Annotated in this window: 15 protein-coding genes and 1 pseudogene; 13 read left to right on the top strand and 3 right to left on the bottom strand. The window is 71.9% G+C overall.

Features of this window, described 5'->3' with window-relative positions; genetic code table 11:
* The first annotated feature begins 99 nt into the window (after window positions 1-99).
* The 6 genes from ACNFOC_RS14740 (at window position 100) to ACNFOC_RS14715 (ending at window position 11,115) form a co-directional block, all read left to right on the top strand.
* Window positions 100-486, top strand: a complete 387-nt coding sequence (locus ACNFOC_RS14740) for an MGMT family protein (protein WP_416959563.1) — start codon at window positions 100-102, stop codon at window positions 484-486.
* A gap of 257 nt (window positions 487-743) precedes the next feature.
* Window positions 744-4,220 carry an ATP-dependent helicase gene (locus ACNFOC_RS14735; protein ID WP_416959562.1) on the top strand — a complete coding sequence of 1,159 codons (3,477 nt, stop codon included), beginning with the start codon at window positions 744-746 and terminating at the stop codon, window positions 4,218-4,220.
* 100 nt (window positions 4,221-4,320) lie between these two features.
* Window positions 4,321-7,875, top strand: coding sequence for an ATP-dependent helicase (locus ACNFOC_RS14730; RefSeq protein WP_416959561.1), 3,555 nt, complete (start codon window positions 4,321-4,323; stop codon window positions 7,873-7,875).
* 70 nt (window positions 7,876-7,945) lie between these two features.
* Window positions 7,946-9,358 (top strand): dipeptidase, encoded by a 1,413-nt coding sequence (locus tag ACNFOC_RS14725; RefSeq protein ID WP_416959560.1) that lies wholly within the window; start codon window positions 7,946-7,948, stop codon window positions 9,356-9,358.
* Between the two features lie 154 nt (window positions 9,359-9,512).
* The gene (gene nudC / locus ACNFOC_RS14720) at window positions 9,513-10,457 is read left to right on the top strand and encodes an NAD(+) diphosphatase (RefSeq protein ID WP_416959559.1); all 945 of its coding nucleotides are present in this window, start codon (window positions 9,513-9,515) and stop codon (window positions 10,455-10,457) included.
* A gap of 31 nt (window positions 10,458-10,488) precedes the next feature.
* Window positions 10,489-11,115, top strand: coding sequence for a class I SAM-dependent methyltransferase (locus ACNFOC_RS14715; protein WP_416959558.1), 627 nt, complete (start codon window positions 10,489-10,491; stop codon window positions 11,113-11,115).
* Window positions 11,116-11,220: 105 nt separating this feature from the next.
* Here the strand turns inward: ACNFOC_RS14715 and ACNFOC_RS14710 are convergent, their stop codons facing one another.
* The gene (locus ACNFOC_RS14710; RefSeq protein ID WP_416959557.1) at window positions 11,221-11,463 is read right to left on the bottom strand and encodes a mycoredoxin; all 243 of its coding nucleotides are present in this window, start codon (window positions 11,461-11,463) and stop codon (window positions 11,221-11,223) included.
* Between the two features lie 127 nt (window positions 11,464-11,590).
* Between ACNFOC_RS14710 and ACNFOC_RS14705 the strand changes: the two genes are divergently transcribed.
* The 5 genes from ACNFOC_RS14705 (at window position 11,591) to ACNFOC_RS14685 (ending at window position 15,542) form a co-directional block, all read left to right on the top strand.
* The gene (locus ACNFOC_RS14705) at window positions 11,591-13,843 is read left to right on the top strand and encodes an ATP-dependent DNA helicase UvrD2 (RefSeq protein ID WP_416959556.1); all 2,253 of its coding nucleotides are present in this window, start codon (window positions 11,591-11,593) and stop codon (window positions 13,841-13,843) included.
* Window positions 13,844-14,011: 168 nt separating this feature from the next.
* Window positions 14,012-14,329, top strand: coding sequence for a hypothetical protein (locus tag ACNFOC_RS14700; RefSeq protein WP_416959555.1), 318 nt, complete (start codon window positions 14,012-14,014; stop codon window positions 14,327-14,329).
* 174 nt (window positions 14,330-14,503) lie between these two features.
* Window positions 14,504-14,872: a WhiB family transcriptional regulator gene (locus ACNFOC_RS14695; RefSeq protein WP_019058340.1), complete on the top strand. Its 369-nt coding sequence runs from the start codon at window positions 14,504-14,506 to the stop codon at window positions 14,870-14,872.
* A complete protein-coding gene (locus tag ACNFOC_RS14690; protein ID WP_043674579.1) occupies window positions 14,869-15,198 on the top strand; it encodes a putative WhiB-interacting protein in 330 nt (109 codons plus the stop codon). The genes ACNFOC_RS14695 and ACNFOC_RS14690 overlap by 4 nt, the downstream gene beginning before the upstream one ends.
* Window positions 15,199-15,332: 134 nt before the next feature.
* Entirely contained in the window at window positions 15,333-15,542 is a 210-nt protein-coding gene (locus tag ACNFOC_RS14685) for a hypothetical protein (protein WP_416959554.1), read from the top strand.
* 49 nt (window positions 15,543-15,591) lie between these two features.
* On the opposite strand, the gene ACNFOC_RS14680 is transcribed toward ACNFOC_RS14685, so the two are convergent.
* Together ACNFOC_RS14680 and ACNFOC_RS14675 are read right to left on the bottom strand one after the other, a co-directional pair.
* Window positions 15,592-16,980, bottom strand: a complete 1,389-nt coding sequence (locus tag ACNFOC_RS14680) for an ABC1 kinase family protein (protein WP_416959553.1) — start codon at window positions 16,978-16,980, stop codon at window positions 15,592-15,594.
* Complete coding sequence (locus ACNFOC_RS14675; RefSeq protein ID WP_416959552.1) at window positions 16,973-18,199, bottom strand: TOMM precursor leader peptide-binding protein; 1,227 nt, start codon at window positions 18,197-18,199, stop codon at window positions 16,973-16,975. The genes ACNFOC_RS14680 and ACNFOC_RS14675 overlap by 8 nt, the downstream gene beginning before the upstream one ends.
* Window positions 18,200-18,417: 218 nt before the next feature.
* Here ACNFOC_RS14675 and ACNFOC_RS14670 point away from each other — a divergent pair, with 218 nt between their 5' ends.
* Together ACNFOC_RS14670 and ACNFOC_RS14665 are read left to right on the top strand one after the other, a co-directional pair.
* A complete protein-coding gene (locus ACNFOC_RS14670; RefSeq protein WP_328679205.1) occupies window positions 18,418-19,014 on the top strand; it encodes a M48 metallopeptidase family protein in 597 nt (198 codons plus the stop codon).
* 113 nt (window positions 19,015-19,127) lie between these two features.
* Window positions 19,128-19,616 (top strand): annotated as a pseudogene (locus ACNFOC_RS14665) (TerD family protein); the annotation flags it as partial.
* Window positions 19,617-19,733: the final 117 nt, after the last annotated feature.

Here is a 19,733-nt window from a genome sequence, read left to right as displayed (position 1 = left end):
CGGGGGCGCACAGTCTGCCCCACGCGCCGCTCCGGGGCGAGGGATACGCGGAGTCGCCAGCGCGTCGCACTGTCGGTGGGGTGCGGCAGGATGGGGCGGATGAGCGAGGAGAGCCTTCCGGACGACACCGGTCCTGAGCACGGAAATGCGCTGCCCGAGTACGCGGAGCGCGTCCTCGACGTGGCCGAACGGATTCCGCCCGGGCGCGTCATGACGTACGGGGACGTCGCCGAGTGGCTGGAGGAGGGCGGCCCGCGCCAGGTCGGCCGCGTGATGGCCCTCTACGGGGGAGCCGTTCCGTGGTGGCGGGTCGTCCGCGCGGACGGCGTGTTGCTCCCGGGCCACGAACTGGAGGCGCTGGACACCTACCGCGCGGAGGGCACTCCTCTGAAGGAGGCGAGCAGAGCCGCCGAGGGTCACCTGCCGCGCGTCGACATGAAACGGGCGCGATGGGACGGTGGCGAGCGCGCGGACGGTCACACCTGACAGCTTCCGCCATCGGACGCGCCCCGAGGCGACCTGTGGCCCGTACGGGGGAAACCCGGCACGTCCGTGGCATGCCGTACGTTCGAGGGGCGAGGGACGCGAGGGTCGCGCGAGCCGTGGGGGAACGAGCGGAAGCCCTGCTTCCCCGCGACCCGTCGGCGTAGCGTCGGCTGCACCTGTCCCCCTCACCTCGCGGTCACCGCTCTCCACGCGCGGTGGTCAGGCAACCAGCACACCCACCAGGACCGGCGAACCACGTGAGCTCCTCTTCCTCCACCAGGCGCCTGTCGCACCCCCAGGGGCGACAGGGGAACCGTGGCGCTTACCGACTGGTGCGTACCCCGCCGACCCGGCCGGTTCCCCCTCGTCTGGACGCGCCACAGCGCTCGGTGGTTGACCACTCGGCCGGTCCGCTGCTCGTCCTCGCAGGTCCGGGCACCGGCAAGACCACCACCCTCGTGGAGTCCGTCGCGGCCCGGATCGCCCGGGGAGGTGACCCCGCGCGGATCCTCGTGCTGACGTTCAGCCGCAAGGCGGCCGTCGAACTGCGCGACCGCATGGCCCTGCGCATCGGCGCCGCCCGCGCGCCCCGCGCGACCACCTTCCACTCGTTCTGCTACGCCCTGGTCCGCGCCCACCAGGACAGCGACCTGTTCGTCGAGCCGCTACGGCTGCTGTCCGGCCCCGAACAGGACGTCGCCGTACGGGAACTGCTCGCCGGCCAGCCCGGCCTGGAGCGGCTCGGCCTCGCCCACGTGCGCTGGCCCGACGAACTGCGGGCCTGTCTCACCACCCGCGGCTTCGCCGACGAGGTCCGCGCGGTCCTCGCCCGCAGCCGCGAACTGGGCCTGGACCCCGGCGCCCTGGACGCCTTCGCCCGCCGCATCGGCCGCCCCGACTGGCGTGCCGCCGCCGCCTTCCTCGCCGAGTACCTCGACGTACTCGACCTCCAAGGAGTGCTCGACTACGCGGAACTCGTCCACCGCGCGGTGCTTCTCGCCCACCGCCCCGAGGTCGCCGAGCGGCTCGCCGCGGAGTACGACGCGGTGTTCGTCGACGAGTACCAGGACACCGATCCGGCTCAGGTACGGCTGCTGCACGCCCTCGCCGGCGGTGGCCGCACCCTCGTCGCCTTCGGCGACCCCGACCAGTCGATCTACACGTTCCGGGGCGCCGACGTGAACGGCATCCTGGACTTCCCGAGTGCCTTCCCGCGCGCGGACGGCAGCCCGGCCCCCGTGGAGGTGCTCCGGACCTCCCGCCGCTCTGCCGCCGCTCTGCTGACCGCCACCCGGCTGCTGACCCAGCGCATGCCCCTGACCAGGCTCCCGGCGCAGAAGGTGCGCGCCCACCGCGAGTTGTCCCCGGTACGGGACGGCGGCCGCGTCGAGGTGTACACGTACCCGACGTCCGGCACGGAGCTGGACAACATCGCCGACATCCTCCGCAGGGCGCACCTGGAGGACGGCGTCCCCTGGAGCGACATGGCCGTCCTGGTGCGCGCCGGCTCCCGGACCATCCCCACGATCCGACGCGCCCTCACGGCGGCCGGCGTCCCCCTGGACATCGACGGCGACGACCTGCCCCTGCGCCACGAACCGGCGGTGGCACCCCTGCTGACGGCATTGCGGGCGGTGGCGACGGCGGAGGCTTCGGCACGGCCCGAGAACGACACCGAAGCCGTACGAGCCGTAGGGGAGGCCGACGCCGTAGAAGAAGCCGCGGCGGAAGCCGACGACGGACAGGCCACCGGGGAGGCCGAACACGAGCACGAGCACGGACAGGCCGCGGGGGAAGCCGAGCACGAACAGGCCACGCCGGAAGGCGATTCCGAAGAGCCCGCCGTCCCCTCTTGGCTCGACACCGAAACCGCGCTCACTCTGTTGGCCTCCCCCCTCGCCGCCATGGACGCCGCCGACCTGCGCCGACTGGGCCGGGCGCTGCGCGAAGAAGAGCGGGCCGGTGGCAATCCCGTGCCGCCGCCCTCGGACGAGCTGCTCACGCGGGCGCTCGCCGAGCCGGAGCGGCTGGTCGCGCACGACCCCACGTACGCGCGTGGAGCCCAGCGCCTGGGCGCGCTGCTGCGCAAGGCACGGGAGCGACTGGCGGGCGGCGGTACGGCCGAGGAGGCGCTGTGGGACCTCTGGCAGGGCACACCGTGGCCCGGGCGCCTGCAGCGGGCCGCACTGCGCGGCGGCGCGGCCGGGCGCAACGCGGACCGTGACCTGGACGCCGTCTGCGCGCTGTTCGCGACCGCGGCCCGCGCGGAGGAGCGCACGGGGGGCCGGGGCGCCCTCAACTTCCTGGAGGAGATCGACGCCGAGGACATCGCCGCCGACACGCTCACGCGGCGTGCCGTACGCCCCGACGCCGTACGCCTGATGACCGCGCACCGTTCCAAGGGCCTGGAGTGGAACCTGGTCGTCGTGGCCGGCGTCCAGGAGGGCCTGTGGCCGGACCTGCGCCGACGCGGCTCCCTCCTGGAGGCCGACCGCATCGGCCGTGACGGACTCGCCGAACCGCTCACCCCGGGGGCCCTGCTCGCCGAGGAACGCCGCCTGTTCTACGTCGCCGCCACGCGCGCGCGTGAACGCCTCGTCGTCACCGCGGTGAGGGCACCCGCGGACGACGGCGACCAGCCGTCCCGCTTCCTCACCGAACTCGGCGTCGAGCCCAAGGACGTCACCGGCCGCCCGCGTCGCCCGCTGTCGGTCGCGGCACTGGTCGCCGAGCTGCGCGCCACGACCGTCGACCCGCGCGTGTCCGAGACCCTCAGGGAGGCCGCCGCACGCCGGCTGGCCCGGCTGGCCGCGCTCGCCGACGAGGAGGGCCGCGCACTGGTCCCGTCCGCGCACCCGTACCGCTGGTGGGGCATGTACGAGCCGACCGAGAGCAAGGTGCCGCTGCGCGACCGCGACCAGCCCGTCGTGCTCTCCGGAAGCGCCCTCGACCAGCTCGCCAACACCTGTGCCCTGCAATGGTTCCTGGGCCGTGAGGTGAAGGCCGACGCGCCCGCGACCGCCGCCCAGGGCTTCGGGAACGTGGTGCACGTCCTCGCCGACGAGGTCGCCTCCGGACGCACCCCCGCCGACCTCGCGGTCCTCATGGAGCGCCTCGACACCGTGTGGAACGCGCTCGCCTTCGACGCGCCCTGGAAGTCGGCGCAGGAGAAGGACAACGCGCGCGTGGCGCTCGAACGCTTCCTGAAGTGGCACGTCGACTCCAACGGCGTCCGCACCGGCCGCACCCCCGTCGCCAGCGAGCACGACTTCGACGTCACCCTCGGAGCGGGCGACTACGAAGTGCGCATCCGCGGCTCCATGGACCGCGTCGAGGCGGACGGCGAAGGACGCGCCTACGTAGTCGACTTCAAGACCGGCAAACAGACGCCGACCGCCCGCGAGGTGGAGCGACACCCTCAACTCGCCGTCTACCAGATCGCGGTCCGCGAGGGCGCCGTCGACGAGGCCTTCGACGGAGTGCGCCCCGAACCGGGCGGCGCCGAACTCGTCCAGCTGCGCCAGGGCGCCGCCCAACGGGACGGCGGCGAGACCCTGCCCAAGGTGCAGGCTCAGGAGCCCCTGGAGGGGGAGTGGGCCGGTGAGCTGCTGGCCACGGCCGCGGGCAAGGTCCTCGACGAACGGTTCACGCCCACGGCCGGGCAGCACTGCGCGCACTGCGCGTTCCGGGCCTCGTGCAGCGCGCGGCCCGAGGGACGACACGTCGTCGAGTAACCCGCGTGACGTATCGCACCACATGTGCTGACCTGCGCTTCTTCTGCCCCTGAGGGCGATTGGTCCTCGACTGTCAGTGGCCGCCGCTAGCCTCTCCGACATGCCCGCCTGTATCACCGATCCCGATCAGCTCAAGGAGCTCCTCGGCATCCCCTTCACCCCGGAGCAGACGGCCTGCATCATCGCGCCGCCCGCCCCACAGGTGATCGTGGCCGGAGCCGGGTCGGGCAAGACGACGGTGATGGCGGCCCGCGTGGTGTGGCTGGTCGGCACCGGCCAGGTCGCCCCCGAGCAGGTCCTCGGCCTGACCTTCACCAACAAGGCCGCCGGTGAACTCGCCGAGCGCGTCCGCAAGGCGCTCATCAAGGCGGGCGTCACCGACCCCGACGTCATCGACCCGGACAACCCCCCGGGCGAGCCCGTGATCTCGACGTACCACGCCTTCGCGGGCCGCCTCCTGACCGACCACGGCCTGCGCATCGGACTCGAACCAACAGCCCGCCTGCTCGCCGACGCGACCCGTTTCCAGCTCGCCGCGCGCGTGCTGCGCGAGGCCCCCGGCCCCTACCCGGCACTCACCCGCTCCTTCCCGGACCTCGTCAGCGACCTCCTCACCCTCGACGGCGAACTGTCCGAACACCTCGTACGCCCCGAGGAGTTGCGCGCGTACGACGCCGAGCTGCTGCGCGACCTGGAGGGCCGCAAACTCAGCAACGCCGAGCTGCGCAAGGTCCCCGAGGCGGCCGCCGCACGGCGTGAACTCACCGAGCTGGTGAGCCGCTACCGGACCGCCAAGCGCGAGCGCGACCTGCTCGACTTCGGTGACCAGATCGCCCTGTCCGCGACCCTGGCCCGCACCCGCCCCGAGGTCGGCGACATCCTGCGCGACGAGTTCCGGGTGGTGCTGCTCGACGAGTACCAGGACACCTCGGTCGCCCAACGCATCCTCCTGGCAGGCCTGTTCGGCGCCGGCACGGGTCACCCCGTGACCGCCGTCGGCGACCCCTGCCAGGCGATCTACGGCTGGCGCGGCGCGTCCGTCGCCAACCTCGACGACTTCCCCGAGCACTTCGCGCACGCCGATGGCAGCCTCGCCGCCCGCCAGTCGCTCAGCGAGAACCGCCGCAGCGGCGGCCGTCTCCTCGACCTCGCCAACGGCCTCGCGGAGCCCCTACGCGCCATGCACGCGGGCGTGGAGGCCCTCCGACCGGCCCCCGGCGCCGAGCGCGACGGCATGGTCCGCTGCGCGCTGCTGCCCACCCACACCGAGGAGATCGACTGGCTCGCCGACTCCATCGCCCACCTCGTACGGACCGGGAAAGCGCCCGGCGAGATCGCCGTCCTGTGCCGCACGGCCACCGACTTCGCCGAGATCCAGGGTGCCCTCGTCGCCCGCGACATCCCGGTCGAGGTGGTCGGGCTCTCCGGGCTGCTGCACCTGCCCGAGGTCGCCGACCTCGTCGCCGTCTGCGAAGTCCTCCAGGACCCCGGCGCCAACGCCTCCCTGGTCCGGCTGCTGACCGGCCCGCGCTGGCGCATCGGCCCACGCGACCTCGCCCTCCTGGGCCGACGCGCCCGCCGCCTCGTGGCGCACACGCGCGTGGGGGACGACGAAGACCCAGACCGCCGGCTCGCCGAGGCCGTCGAGGGGGTCGACCCCTCCGAGGTGATATCGCTGGCCGACGCCCTCGACACGTTCCTGGAGACACCCCTCTACGGCACCGACCGCGCCGGGGACGACGACGGGCTGCCCTTCTCACCGGACGCGCGCGTGCGGTTCGCCCACCTGGCCACCGAACTGCGCGACCTGCGCCGCTCCCTGTCCGACCCCCTGATGGACGTCCTGCACCGCGTCCTCGCCGTCACCGGCCTGGAGGTCGAACTCGCGGCGTCCCCGCACGCGTTGGCCGCCCGCCGCCGCGAGACCCTGTCGAACTTCCTGGACGTCGCCGCCTCCTTCGCCGCGGGCGACGGCGAGGCCACTCTGCTCGCGTTCCTCGGCTTCCTGCGCACCGCCGCCCAGTACGAGAAGGGTCTCGACAACGCCCTCCCGGGTGGCGAGAACACCGTCAAGGTGCTCACCGCGCACAAGTCCAAGGGCCTGGAGTGGGACGTCGTGGCCGTCCCCGGCCTGGTCACCGGGACCTTCCCCAGTAGCCAGGGCCGCGAGAAGTGGACCGCCCAGGGCAAGGTCCTCCCGCACGCGCTGCGCGGCGACACCGCCACCCTGCCCGACGTCGCCTCCTGGGACTCCAGAGGCCTGAAGTCCTTCCAGGAGGCCATGAAGGACCACCAGCACACCGAGGAACTCCGCCTCGGCTACGTCACCTTCACCCGCCCCCGCTCCCTGCTCCTCGGCTCCGGCCACTGGTGGGGCCCCACCCAGAAGAAGCCCCGCGGCCCCTCCGACTTCCTCCAGGCCCTGTACGACCATTGCGCGGCCGGGTACGGCGAGATCGAGGCCTGGGCGGACCGGCCCGAGGAGGACGCGGAGAACCCCGCCCTGCACACGGCCACCGCCGACCAGGCCTGGCCGCTGCCCCTGGACGACACCGCGCTGGCCCACCGCCGTACGGCTGCCAGAAGGGTTCTGGAACACCTCGAACACCTCGCCTCCCACGACGAGGGCCACCCCGCGGCCACGCACGACCCGAACGCCCACGACGACCCGGACTGGCCCCCACCACCGGAGGACGACGAACCTCCTTACGAAGAGCCACCTTTCGGAGAGCCTCCCTACGAGGAGTCCCTCCCCGGAGCAGAGACCGACGCCGAAGAAGGGCCTCCGGAGGACGACCCCGCCGACTGGGACGCCTGGACCACGGACCGCCCGACCGTCCCGCACCAGGCGACGGCCCCGCACTCCGCCGACCACTCCAGTACGCCAGGGAGCGCACGCCCGCACCCCACGGAACCGCCCGGCACACGCCTCACCCCCGAGGAGGCCCGCGCCATCGCCTCCTGGGACCGCGACCTCGACGCCCTCACCGGCGAACTCCTGCGCGCCCGCCGGGGAGTCACCGACGTCCCCCTGCCGGCCTCCCTCACGGCCACCCAGTTGATGCTCCTGGCCGCCGACCCGGACGCGCTCGCGCAGGAACTCGCGCGCCCGCTGCCGCGCCCACCGCAACCCGCCGCACGTCGGGGCACCCGCTTCCACGCCTGGGTGGAGTCACGCTTCGAAGAGCTGACCCTGCCCATGTTGGAGCCGGACGAACTGCCCGGCAGCGAGGCCGAGATCGCCGACGAACGCGACCTGGAAGCCCTCAAGGAAGCCTTCGAACGCACCGAGTACGCCCGGCGCACGCCCTACCGGGTCGAGACCCCCTTCGAGCTCGCGATCGCCGGCCGCGTCGTACGGGGCCGTATCGACGCCGTCTACAGACAGGGCGACGGTGACGCAACGACGTACGAGATCCTCGACTGGAAGACCAGCCGCACCCGCACCGCCGACCCGCTCCAGCTCGCGATCTACCGGGTGGCCTGGGCCGAGCGGCAGGGCGTGCCCCTGGAGACGGTCACGGCCGCGTTCCTGTACGTGCGCGGCGGCGAGGTCGTACGGCCGGAGAACCTCCCGGACCGGGCCGCGCTGGAGCGGCTGCTGCTGGAGCAGCCGGGCGCGCAGGTGGAATCACCGGGCGCGCAAGGGGAGTAACCGGCCGCGCAAGCAAACTGTGAGGAACCGCCCACCGAGGATGTCAGTGCGGGCCGATAGGCTCGTGACCATGAGCCACACCGTTGACAGTGCCGTCAGCGCGGTCCGCACGTACATCGAGCAGCACCGCGCAGCCTTCCTCGACGACCTCGCCGAGTGGCTGCGCATCCCGTCCGTGTCGGCGCAGCCCGACCACGCGCCCGACGTCCGGCGCAGCGCGGACTGGCTCGCCGCCACACTCCGGAAGACCGGCTTCCCCACTGCCGAGGTCTGGCCGACCCCGGGCGCCCCCGCCGTCTTCGCCGAATGGCCCTCCGACGACCCCGAGGCACCCACGGTCCTCGTCTACGGCCATCACGACGTCCAGCCCGCCGCCCGCGAGGACGGCTGGGACAGCGAGCCCTTCGAGCCCGTCGTCCGGGAGAACCGCCTCTACGCGCGCGGGGCGGCCGACGACAAGGGCCAGGTGTTCTTCCACACACTCGGCGTCCGCGCCCACCTCGCCGCCACCGGCCGCACCGCTCCCGCCGTCCACCTGAAGCTCCTGATCGAGGGCGAGGAGGAGTCCGGCTCCCCGCACTTCCGGGCGCTCGTCGAGGACCGCGCCGACCGGCTCGCCGCCGACGCCGTGATCGTCTCCGACACCGGCATGTGGTCCGAGGACACCCCCACGGTGTGCACCGGCATGCGCGGCCTCGCCGAGTGCGAGATCCGCCTGCACGGCCCCGACCAGGACATCCACTCCGGCTCCTTCGGCGGTGCCGTGCCCAACCCGGCGACCGCCGCCGCCCGCCTCGTCGCCGCGCTGCACGACGAGCACGCACGCGTGGCCGTCCCCGGCTTCTACGACGGCATCGTCGAACTCACCGACCAGGAGCGCGAGCTCTTCGCCGAGCTGCCCTTCGACGAGAAGGAGTGGCTGCGCACCGCCAAGTCGTACGCCACCCAAGGAGAAGCCGGACACACCACCCTGGAGCGCATCTGGGCCCGCCCCACGGCCGAGGTCAACGGCATCGGCGGCGGCTACCAGGGCCCGGGGAGCAAGACGATCATCCCGTCCTCGGCGATGGTGAAGCTCTCCTTCCGGCTGGTCGCGGGACAGGACCCCGACCACATCGAGAAGGCCGTCCGAGCCTGGGCCACCCAGCAGGTGCCCGACGGAATCCGGCAGGAGATCACGTTCAGCGCGGCCACGCGCCCGTGCCTGACCCCGCTGGACCACCCGGCGCTCCAGTCCGTCGTCCGTGCCATGGCCCGCGCCTTCGAGAAGCCGGTCCTCTTCACCCGCGAGGGCGGCTCGGGACCGGCCGCCGACCTCCAGGAAGTCCTCGCGGCACCCGTCCTCTTCCTGGGCATCTCCGTCCCCTCCGACGGCTGGCACGCCCCGAACGAGAAGGTCGAACTGGACCTCCTCCTGAAGGGCGTCGAAACCACCGCCCACCTGTGGGGAGACCTCGCCGACACCTGGCGCCGCGCGCCCTGACGAACCCGCGATCCGGAACGGCTACGCGCGCGAGGCACACTGGAAGAACCGCCCCGCACACCCCGTCCCCGCCGGACCCGGTCGCCTCCTGCCGTACGTCCCGCTGAACCGCCCGCCGAAACAATCCGCATTGCCGGGGGAGTTGGAAGCACCCGTGACCACCTGGACCGACCACACAGCCGACCGACCCATCTCGCTCACCGCCCCGAGCGGCATCGACCGAGCCGCCCACCACCGGCTCGACGAGGCCTGGCTCGCCGCGGCATGGAGCCACCCCACCACCCGTTGCTTCGTGGTCTCCGGCGGCCAGGTCCTCATCGACGAGACACCCGACGGCAAGACCGAACTCGTCATGACGCCCTCCTTCGAGGCGCCCCTCACCGAGGCGCACCGCTACTTCCTGGGCGCCGACGACGACGGCGTCAGCTACTTCGCCCTCCAGAAGGACGCCCTGCCCGGCCGCATCGACCAGTCGGCGCGCCCCGCGGGCCTGCGCGAGGCGGGCCTCCTGCTGTCACCCCGGGACGTGGGCCTGATGGTGCACGCGGTCGCCCTGGAGAACTGGCAGCGCCTGCACCGCTTCTGCTCCCGCTGCGGCGAGCGCACGGTGATCGCCGCGGCCGGCCACATCCGCCGCTGCCCGGCCTGCGGCGCCGAGCACTACCCGCGCACCGACCCCGCCGTGATCATGGCGGTCACCGACGAGGAGGACCGCATCCTGCTCGGCCGCCAGGTGCACTGGCCCGAGGGCCGCTTCTCGACGCTCGCCGGTTTCGTGGAGCCCGGCGAGTCCATCGAGCAGTCGGTGCGCCGCGAGGTCTTCGAGGAGGCAGGCATCACCGTCGGCCACGTCGAGTACGTCGCCAGCCAGCCCTGGCCCTTCCCGTCCAGCCTCATGCTGGGCTTCATGGCCCGCGCCACCTCGACCGACATCAACGTCGACGGCGACGAGATCCACGAGGCCCGCTGGTTCTCCCGCGAGGAACTGCGCGCGGCCTTCGAGTCCGAAGAGGTGCTGCCGCCGTACGGCATCTCGATCGCGGCCCGCCTGATCGAGCTCTGGTACGGCAAGCCGCTGCCGACGCGGACCTTCGTCTGAGGGGCCCAGGAGGCCGGATGACGGGGCGCGGATGAGTGGGGTGCGGATGGCCGACCCGTACTGGAACCACAACGTCCACTACCACCCCGTGGTGGTGGACGCCGTGCCCGCCGGCTGCCGCGCCGCCCTGGACGTCGGCTGCGGGGACGGCCTGCTGGCCCGCAAGCTGGCGAGCAGGGCCGGCTCCGTGACGGGCGTGGACCGCTCGCCGCAGATGATCCTGCTCGCCCGCGCGGACGTGCCGGAGAACGTCACCTTCGTAGAGGCGGACTACCTCGACGGCACCTCGCTCGACTCACTCGGCGAAGGCACGTACGACTTCGTCAGCGCGGTCGCCGTCGTCCACCACACGGAGTTCGAGGACGCCGTCGGACGGCTCGTGTGCCTGACGGCCCCCGGCGGCCGACTGGTGATCGTCGGCCTGGCGTACAACAAGACGTTCCTGGACTGGGTGATCAGCGGCTGCGGGCTGCCCGTGAGCCGGTTCCTGGCACGACGACACGGCGGGAAACTCGGGCCTGTCGGCATGCCGATCGAGGACTCCGCCATGTGCTGGGGAGAGGTCTGCGAGGCCATCCGGCGCCTGCTGCCCGGGGCCCGGTTCCGGCGACGGCTCCTGTGGCGCTACGTAGCCGTGTGGGACAAGCCGGCCGCGTGAGGCGGACGACCGACTCGAGGAGAACGATCAACACAAGGCGGACGGCAAAAAGGCGACCCCTGACATCAGGGGCCGCCTTTCGCGGAGTCGCGCGCGGGGCGTCGTTCAGGCGCCGATCTTCTGCTTGACCTGGGCCAGCGAGGGGTTCGTGAGCGTCGAACCGTCCTCGAAAAGTACGGTCGGGACCGTCTGATTCCCGCCATTCGCCTTCTCGACGAACGCCGCCGAAGCCGGGTCCTGCTCGATGTTGATCTCGTTGTACGCGATTCCCTCGCGGTCCATCTGGCCCTTCAGCCGACGGCAGTAACCGCACCACGTGGTGCTGTACATCGTCACAGTGCCCGACATTCTCTCGCGCTCCTCAACAGCTCGGGGGATGTGTCCTCGCAGTGGAGGGAACGTACGCGACACGGCCGCCATTCCCATCAGGGGCGGCATGCGGCACGTGACGCCTGCCGCATTAGTACGACTGCGGATGCCTCCCTGTGGACAACCGACTCATCCGTCTCCGGCGACCTGGCAGCATGGCCGTGTGACAGCAGCAACGCACTCCTCCCTCTTCCCGCAGGTACCGGACTCGGCCGACGCGGTGCTCGAAGGACTCGACCCCGAGCAACGCGAGGTGGCGACCGCCCTGCGCGGTCCGGTGTGCGTGCTGGCGGGCGCCGGCACGGGCAAGACCCGGGCGATCACCCACCGGATCGCCTACGGAGTGCGCGCCGGGGTCCTTCAGTCCTCCAGCGTGCTGGCCGTCACCTTCACCAACCGCGCCGCCGGCGAGATGCGCGGCCGCCTGCGCCAGCTCGGCGCCACCGGAGTCCAGGCACGGACGTTCCACTCGGCCGCGCTCCGCCAGCTCCAGTACTTCTGGCCGAAAGCGATCGGCGGCAGCATGCCCCGGCTCGTCGACCGCAAGATCCAGCTCGTCGCCGACGCGGCGGCCGCCTGCCGCATCCGTCTCGACCGCGGCGAACTGCGGGACGTCACCGCGGAGATCGAGTGGTCCAAGGTCACCCAGACCGTTCCCTCCGACTACGCGGCCGCGGCGGCCAAGGCGGGCCGCGACGTCCCCCGCGCCCCCGCCGAGATCGCCCAGCTCTACGCCACCTACGAGGACGTCAAGCGCGACCGCGCGGTCATCGACTTCGAGGACGTCCTGCTGCTCACCGTCGCCGTCCTCCAGGACCGGCACGACATCGCCGAACAGGTCCGCTCGCAGTACCAGCACTTCGTGGTCGACGAGTACCAGGACGTCAGCCCGCTCCAGCAGCGCCTCCTGGAGCTGTGGCTGGGCGACCGCGACAACCTGTGTGTCGTCGGCGACGCCAGCCAGACGATCTACTCCTTCACCGGAGCGACGCCGGACCACCTGCTCGACTTCCGCACCCGCCACCCCGGCGCCACCGTCGTCAAGCTGGTCCGCGACTACCGCTCCACACCCCAGGTCGTCCACCTCGCCAACGGACTGCTCTCCCAGGCCCGCGGCCGGGCCGCCGACCACCGGCTGGAGCTGATCTCCCAGCGCACCGCGGGTCCCGAGCCCGTCTACGTCGAGTACACCGACGAGCCCGCCGAGGCCGAGGGTGCCGCCCGCCGCATCCGCGACCTCATGGACGCGGGCGTCCCGGCGAGCGAGATCGCGATCCTGGTCCGCACGAACTCCCAGTCCGAGACCTACGAACAGGCCCTCGCCGACGCCGGGGTCCCCTACCAACTGCGCGGCGCCGAGCGGTTCTTCGACCGCCCCGAGGTCCGCAAGGCCGGCATCGCCCTGCGCGGCGCGGCCCGCTTCGGCGGCAACGACTCCCTTCTCGACGACGTCATCGACCTGCCCTCCCAGGTCCGTGCCGTCCTCTCCGGCGAGGGTTGGACCACCGAGCCCCCGGCCGGCTCCGGCGCCGTCAGAGAGCGCTGGGAGTCGTTGGCGGCCCTGGTCAACCTCGCCCAGGACTTCGCCGCGGCCAGATCCGGAGCCACCCTCGCCGACCTGGTCGCCGAACTCGACGAGCGGGCCAACGCCCAGCACGCCCCGACCGTCCAGGGCGTCACCCTCGCCTCCCTGCACTCGGCCAAGGGCCTGGAGTGGGACGTCGTCTTCCTGGTCGGCGTCGCCGAGGGCATGATGCCCATCACCTACGCGAAGACCGACGAACAGATCGAGGAGGAGCGCCGCCTCCTGTACGTCGGAGTCACCCGCGCCAGGGAGCGGGTCCATGTCTCCTGGGCCCTCTCCCGCTCACCCGGCGGCCGCCCCAACCGCCGCCCCAGCCGCTTCCTGGACGGCCTGCGCCCCGGCTCGACCGGCGTCGCGGGCAGACCCGGTACGGTCGCCCCCGGAAGCATCGAGCGCGGCTTCACGGGCACGCCCAAGGCCGTACCGCGCCGGGCGCAGCGCACCGTGGCCCGCTGCCGGGTCTGCGGACGCACGCTCACCGAGGCCGGCGAGATGAAGCTGATGCGCTGCGAGGACTGCCCCTCCGACATGGACGAGGGCCTCTACGAGCGGTTGCGCGAGTGGCGGGAGGTCCAGGCGCAGCGCAGCGGCCAGCCCGCCTTCTGCGTCTTCACCGACAAGACGCTGATGGCGATCGCCGAGACCGTCCCCGACGACGACGGCGAACTCGCGCGGATCCCCGGAGTCGGCGTCCGCAAGCTCAACCGCTACGGGGCCGACGTCCTGGCCATCTGCGGCGGTCAGGAGCCTGCGGAGGGTGCAGCGGAGGACTGATTCAAACTCGTCGAGAAAATAGTTTGCGCATGCCCCAGCAATCCCCATAGGTTCTTAGACACGGGAACAGGGGGCCTTCTCGAAGGCCCTGATTCCGTGCTGTACTTGCATATCCGAAGGACCGGTCTCACCCCCGGTCCCCCGAGACGCCGAGAGGAGGCGATTCCAGTGATCAGCATCAACACCAGCTCCAGCAGCACCGTGAAAATGACCGATCCCTCGGTCGTCTCCCTGTGCATGCTCGGCGTTTCGAACCTGGACACCGGTCTGTCCGGCATCTCTGCCGTCCGCCCGGCGTCCGCCGTGTCTCTCGCGGTTCTTCCCATCCGTGAGCGCAATGAGCGACCGACCAAGGCACTGGAAGCAGTAGGGGCACAGGCGCAGGCCTATGCCTTTGCCCCCGGTGCCGGAAGCCGGAAGCAGACGACGCAGCACCACCAGATGTGGGCCTTCCGTGGGCCAGAACCCTGGAGTGATCCAGCCTGATTCGATCAGGCCGGCGCCTTCAGGGCCGCGGAACCCCATCCGGGATCCGCGGCCCTTCTGTTTTCCCCGAACGGGGACGACGGAGCGAAGGGGCCTCGGGACAAGAAAAGAACCCGGTACCCAGCCGACAACCGGCCCAACAGGGCCGGACCGACCAGACGAGGAAGAACAACCGTGCAACTCGAAGCGCACGCCCCGTCCGTACCGCCTTCCGAAACGATCCCCCCGCCCGGCCTCACGGAGGACTCCACCTTGACTCCGCTCACTACGCTCACCGCGCTCGACGACGCCATCGAGAACCTGGGCGTGCCCGTCCCCTGCCGTTCCTACGACCCGGAGGTCTTCTTCGCCGAGTCGCCGGCCGATGTCGAGTACGCCAAGTCCCTCTGCCGCACCTGCCCGCTGATCGAGGCCTGCCTCGCCGGCGCCAAGGAGCGGCGTGAGCCCTGGGGCGTCTGGGGTGGCGAGCTCTTCGTCCAGGGTGTCGTCGTGGCCCGCAAGCGGCCGCGTGGCCGTCCGCGCAAGAACCCGGTCACGGCATGAACATCACCCTCGGAACGATCGACCGCCCCCTCACGCACGACCCCAAGAAGCAGGCCCCGATGAAGCCGTCCACTCCCAGCGAGCCCGTGGGCTCCGCGATCCCAGACTTCACCACCCCGGGTGCGACCGAGTCGCGCCAGAACAGGACCCGAGAGATGCAACTCATCCCAGAAGCCCTGGCCCGTGCGCATATGCACGAGCGCCTGCACGAGGCCGAGCGGGAACGCCGGGCCGTACGCCTGGTGACCGCCCGCCGGATGCAGCGCAGGGCCGAGCGCGCCTCGATGCGTGCCCGCCGTGCGCTCGCCATGGCCGTCATGCAGTAACCGATCACACCTGAAGCGGTGGCCTCCCGACCCCGGGAGGCGAAAGCTCCCTCGCGGGGCCGGTCCGTCCGAACGGACCGGCCCCGCGGTGCGTTCTGCCCGCCGATCCACGGCCGCGGCGTTATCGTCGCCGCGTGACGAGTCCTCCCGGAGGCAGTGACACCGGCGCCTCCACCACGGAGCCCCGGTCCCTCGTGTGCGCCCGCTGCGGCACCCGGTCCGAAGGCCCACAGCCCACCTGGACCTGCTCCGTGGAGCACGGAACCAGGCACTACTTCTGCGACACCTGCGCCAGGGAGAACCTCAGGGCGATCGAGGGACGGCTGGACTCGGCCTGGTGGTAGGCCGCACTCGTGCCACCACCGCCCCGACGTGCGCCACCCGCGGCCCGGCTCACGCCTCCGCCGCGGGGTCCTCCTCGTCCAGGAACTCCTCGTACTCGTCCGGGTCCTCCGGTACGAACCCCGGCAGCCACTCCTCCAGCTCCTCACGCAGCCGCACCGTCGCGCCCAACTGACACAGGACGCCGATTGTGCTCAATGTCACCCGGTGTATCAGGAGGTATGCCGGGGGCAGGTTGAGCTGCTTGCCCAACTGGTGGGCGGGGGAGCGGGGGTCGGCGATGCGGGCCGCCTGGCTGCGCATCCAGCCGCGGCTGAAGGTGAACGCGTCGACCTGGGCCGGCTCGATGATCGGCACGAGGTAGTCGAGGACCGCGTCGGGGTCCAGTTCTATCGAGTCCTTGACGAAGCCCTCTGTGCGCAGCAGCTCGTAGACCGCCTCGGCGTCGCCGTCGAGCGTCATGCGCAGGGAGTCGCCGATGGGCGTCGGCAGGCCACCCGGGAGGCGGTCGACCGTGCCGAAGTCCAGGACACCCAGACGCCAGTCGCCCTTGCCGTCCGGGTCGGCGGGCAGGAGGCGGAAGTTGCCCGGATGCGGGTCGGCGTGGAGGAGGCCGGTGCGGGCAGGGCCGGAGAAGAGGAAGCGGGCCAGGAGCTGGCCTGCCCGGTCGCGCTGCTCCTGGGTGCCGTCGGCGATCACCTCCGACAGCGGAATCCCGTCGATCCACTCGGTGACCAGGACCTGGTCGCACTGGTGGACCACGGCGGGCACCATGACATCCGGGTCGCCCTCGAACTCCTCCGCGTGCACCTGCTGGGCCTGCGCCTCCAGGCCGTAGTCCAGCTCCTCGGAGACCCGGTCGCGGAGCTCGGCGATGAGGGGCTTGATGTCCATCCCGGGGATGAGCGGGCCCAACAGGCGGGCGAATCGGCTCAGTTGGGTCAGGTCGGACAGGAGCGCCTCGCCGGCGCCCGGGTACTGCACCTTGACCGCGACCTCGCGGCCGTCGTGCCACACGGCGCGGTGTACCTGCCCGATCGACGCCGCGGCCGACGGCTTGTCCTCGAACTCCAGGAACAGCTCGCGCCAGTCCTCACCGAGCCGCTCCGCCAGCACACCGTGCACGGTGCGTGTCGGCATCGGAGGCGCCGCCTCCTGGAGCTTGGTCAGCGCGGCGCGGTAGGGACCGGCGACCTCCTCGGGCAGCGCCGACTCGAAGACGGACAGCGCCTGCCCGAACTTCATCGCACCGCCCTTGAGCTCGCCGAGCACCTTGAACAGCTGCTCCGCCGTGCGCTGTTGCAGCTCGCGGCCGACGATCTCCGCGGACTCGCCCACGATCCGTTTCCCGAGCCCCCACGTCGCTCTCCCGGCGAAGCCGAGCGGGAGCGCGGCGAGCTTGGCGGTGCGGGTGACCGCCTTGCGGGGAAGATCAGACATGCGCCCTCCAAGTCCCGGCCGGCCGGGCCGAGTCTGCCTTACGGCGCACATCCCTCGACGGCCGGTCCCCTGCCATTGTCGCGTGTCGATCCTCGTCCGTAGAGGTGTGTCCCTCCTTACCTTTCTCCGCACCCTTCTCCGCGGCTCCGCACGGGCAGGCGGAATGCGCCCAGACCGGCCGCGCGTGCCAGTGCAGACCGGGCAGCGAGACCTCCCACCGCGCGCCCGCGCTCGACGGCGACTGCCCGTCCAGGAAGGCCAGCGCGTGCGCGGCCGCCAACCCGGCGACGGTCGTGGCCAGCGTCAGATCGCAGGGCCGCACCTGCGGCTGCCTGCCGGAGCGCCACTGCGCGACCAGACGCGGCCAGGTCGGATCGCGGTCGGTGCGAGCGTGGTGCAGGCAGCCCGCGCAGGACGTCTCGCCGGGCAGGACCAGCGGGCCCACGACTCCCGTGCCCTCCACGACACCGGCGTACAGATGCGGGGTTCCCGAGACGATCAGGCCGGTGGCGGCGGCCGGGTCGGGCGCGTGTACGGCGACGTCGTCGCGCGGGGCGAGGATCACCAGGGAGAAACCGGGGTCGCTCTCCTCCGCCGTGGCCTGCGAGGTCCGGCGGGGTGGGCGGCCCGGTGCCGCCCGGCGTACCGCGCGGCGCGCCGCCTCGTCCCGGCGCTCGCCGACCGCCTCGGCGGGCAGCCCGCCCGGCGCGACGTCCCAGGGCTCGGTGTGACCGCCGTCGCGTACGTCGATCTCGCCGACCCCCGCGCCCGACAACAGCGCGGCCAGCACCGCGCCCACCCGGCCCGCGCCTCTCACCTGCACCCGCAGTTCGCGACGCGCCGCCAGACGGCCCATCGACTCGCCCGGCTCGCCGGTGATCAGGGAGAGCGAGGCGAGGTCCGGGCGCAGCCGGTCGAGGACGTCCTTCTTCGCGCGGAGGGCGTCGGCCGCCGGCCCGCCGCCGCGCGCGTCGTCGAGCAGGCCCGCGTGCGCCAGACCTTCCACCAGCTGGTCCACGTGGCCCTCGGGCAGATCCATCCGGTGACCCTCCTCGCGCAGGAGGGGCAGTCCGCGCGTGCCGTTGAGCAGGTCCAGGAAACTGCCCGTCGCCGTGTCCATAGGGCCCAGCGTCATCGCGTGCGCCGGTGTCATCCCGAACTGCACGGTGTGGAGATCGCGCCAGCCGCGCCGCAGCGCGGGCTTCACCATCGGATGCATGACAGGCCCCCGTAGCCCTAGGAAGTACGTCCCGTGTGCCGGCGGAACCGGTCGGTGCTCCGCCTGCGATGCCAGCCTGCCCGGCCCGGGCGTCGGGTGCAGAAAGTTGTCCACAGGCTGTGGGATTCGTCGTACAAATCAAACGCTTGGTGGCGGATCGATACCGAAACCGCCCCGGAGTCGGGACTTCCCGCGTGTGCAGAGGGTAACGTCGTGGCGTGCCCGCCGACCCACTGCACAGCGCCGGAAAACCACAGCGCAGTACGACGAGCCAGCCGCCAAGCGGCTCGGGGGCGAGCGCGATCGAGGTCCGCAGGAGTGCGCGTCGGCGCAGGACGGTCTCCGCGTACCGCGAGGGCGATCGCACCGTCGTGCTCATCCCCGCCCGCATGTCCGAGGCGGAGGAGAAGCGCTGGGTCACCGTCATGCTCGACAAGCTGGCCGCCCAGGAAAGCAAACGCGTGCTGGGTGACGCTGAGCTGTCCGAGCGCGCCGAGCGCCTGTCGGCCCAGTACTTCGACGGCCGCGCCCGGCCCACCTCCGTGCGCTGGGTCACCAACCAGAACACGCGCTGGGGCTCCTGCACTCCCTCCGAAGGCAGCATCCGCCTCTCCCACCGGCTCCAGGGCATGCCCGAGTACGTCGTGGACTACGTGCTGCTGCACGAGCTGGCGCATCTCCTGGTGCCCGGACACGGGCCGCGGTTCTGGCGGCTCCTGGAGGCGTACCCGCGCACCGAGCGGGCCAAGGGCTACCTCGAAGGCGTGGTCGCGGCCGAGCGGCTGCCCCATCCGCCGGGCGCCCGCGACGAGTGAGGCCCCCTTGTGGGGGATTGTGTACCGGGTCTGTACCGACTTACTCCGGTGTCAGAGATTGCCGTTAGCCTGACGCGACGCACTTGCATCGGGATGGGGGACGGTCGTTACGCATGGCCAGGGAATTCCAACGCGGCCACAAGGCCAAGATCAGTGACCTCACCGCGGGCACGGATCTGTACGTAGGCGTGCAGATCACCGGCCCCGGGCTGACGTTCGACATCAGCTGCTTCGGTCTCGACGCCGAGGAGCGGCTCTCGGACGACCGGTACTTCGTGTTCTTCAACCAGCCGAAGTCCCCCGAGGAGTCCATCCAGCTCCTGGGTGCCCAGGCGGGCGACTCGGAGTCCTTCCGGGTCACGCTCGACAAGATCCCGCCGCAGATCCACAAGCTGGCGTTCACGGCGACGCTCGACGGCGCCGGGCAGATGTCGCAGATCGCCCCCGGGTACGTCCGGATCGTCGCGGGCGGCGAAGAAGTGGCCCGCTACTCGTTCAACGGTTCGGAGTTCACCACCGAGCGGGCCGTGATGCTGGGTGACTTCTACCTGAAGGACGTCTGGCGGTTCGCGGCCGTCGGCCAGGGCTTCGACGGCGCGCTGCTCGTGCCGACAGTCATCCCCGTACCCCACCTCTTCTCATACGGCGCAGGTGGCCCCCGAGCTGGTCACCCTACTAGCTGTCGGTGACAGAGCGGCACCCTCCGGAGGCACGCTGTG

The organism is Streptomyces colwelliae (assembly GCF_048158785.1).
Classification (GTDB): domain Bacteria; phylum Actinomycetota; class Actinomycetes; order Streptomycetales; family Streptomycetaceae; genus Streptomyces.
The sequence above is the reverse complement of the archived record's forward strand: the minus strand, read 5'-3'. Positions and strand labels throughout refer to the sequence as shown.

What these genes read in the sequence shown, in the direction of transcription:
- ACNFOC_RS14740 (WP_416959563.1), top strand. Translation starts at nt 100, where the DNA reads ATGAGCGAGGAGAGCCTTCCGGACGACACCGGTCCTGAGCACGGAAAT.
- ACNFOC_RS14730 (WP_416959561.1), top strand. Translation starts at nt 4,321, where the DNA reads ATGCCCGCCTGTATCACCGATCCCGATCAGCTCAAGGAGCTCCTCGGC.
- ACNFOC_RS14725 (WP_416959560.1), top strand. Translation starts at nt 7,946, where the DNA reads ATGAGCCACACCGTTGACAGTGCCGTCAGCGCGGTCCGCACGTACATC.
- ACNFOC_RS14715 (WP_416959558.1), top strand. Translation starts at nt 10,489, where the DNA reads ATGAGTGGGGTGCGGATGGCCGACCCGTACTGGAACCACAACGTCCAC.
- ACNFOC_RS14710 (WP_416959557.1), bottom strand. Translation starts at nt 11,463, where the DNA reads ATGTCGGGCACTGTGACGATGTACAGCACCACGTGGTGCGGTTACTGC.
- ACNFOC_RS14705 (WP_416959556.1), top strand. Translation starts at nt 11,591, where the DNA reads ATGCCTCCCTGTGGACAACCGACTCATCCGTCTCCGGCGACCTGGCAG.
- ACNFOC_RS14690 (WP_043674579.1), top strand. Translation starts at nt 14,869, where the DNA reads ATGAACATCACCCTCGGAACGATCGACCGCCCCCTCACGCACGACCCC.
- ACNFOC_RS14680 (WP_416959553.1), bottom strand. Translation starts at nt 16,980, where the DNA reads ATGTCTGATCTTCCCCGCAAGGCGGTCACCCGCACCGCCAAGCTCGCC.
- ACNFOC_RS14675 (WP_416959552.1), bottom strand. Translation starts at nt 18,199, where the DNA reads ATGCATCCGATGGTGAAGCCCGCGCTGCGGCGCGGCTGGCGCGATCTC.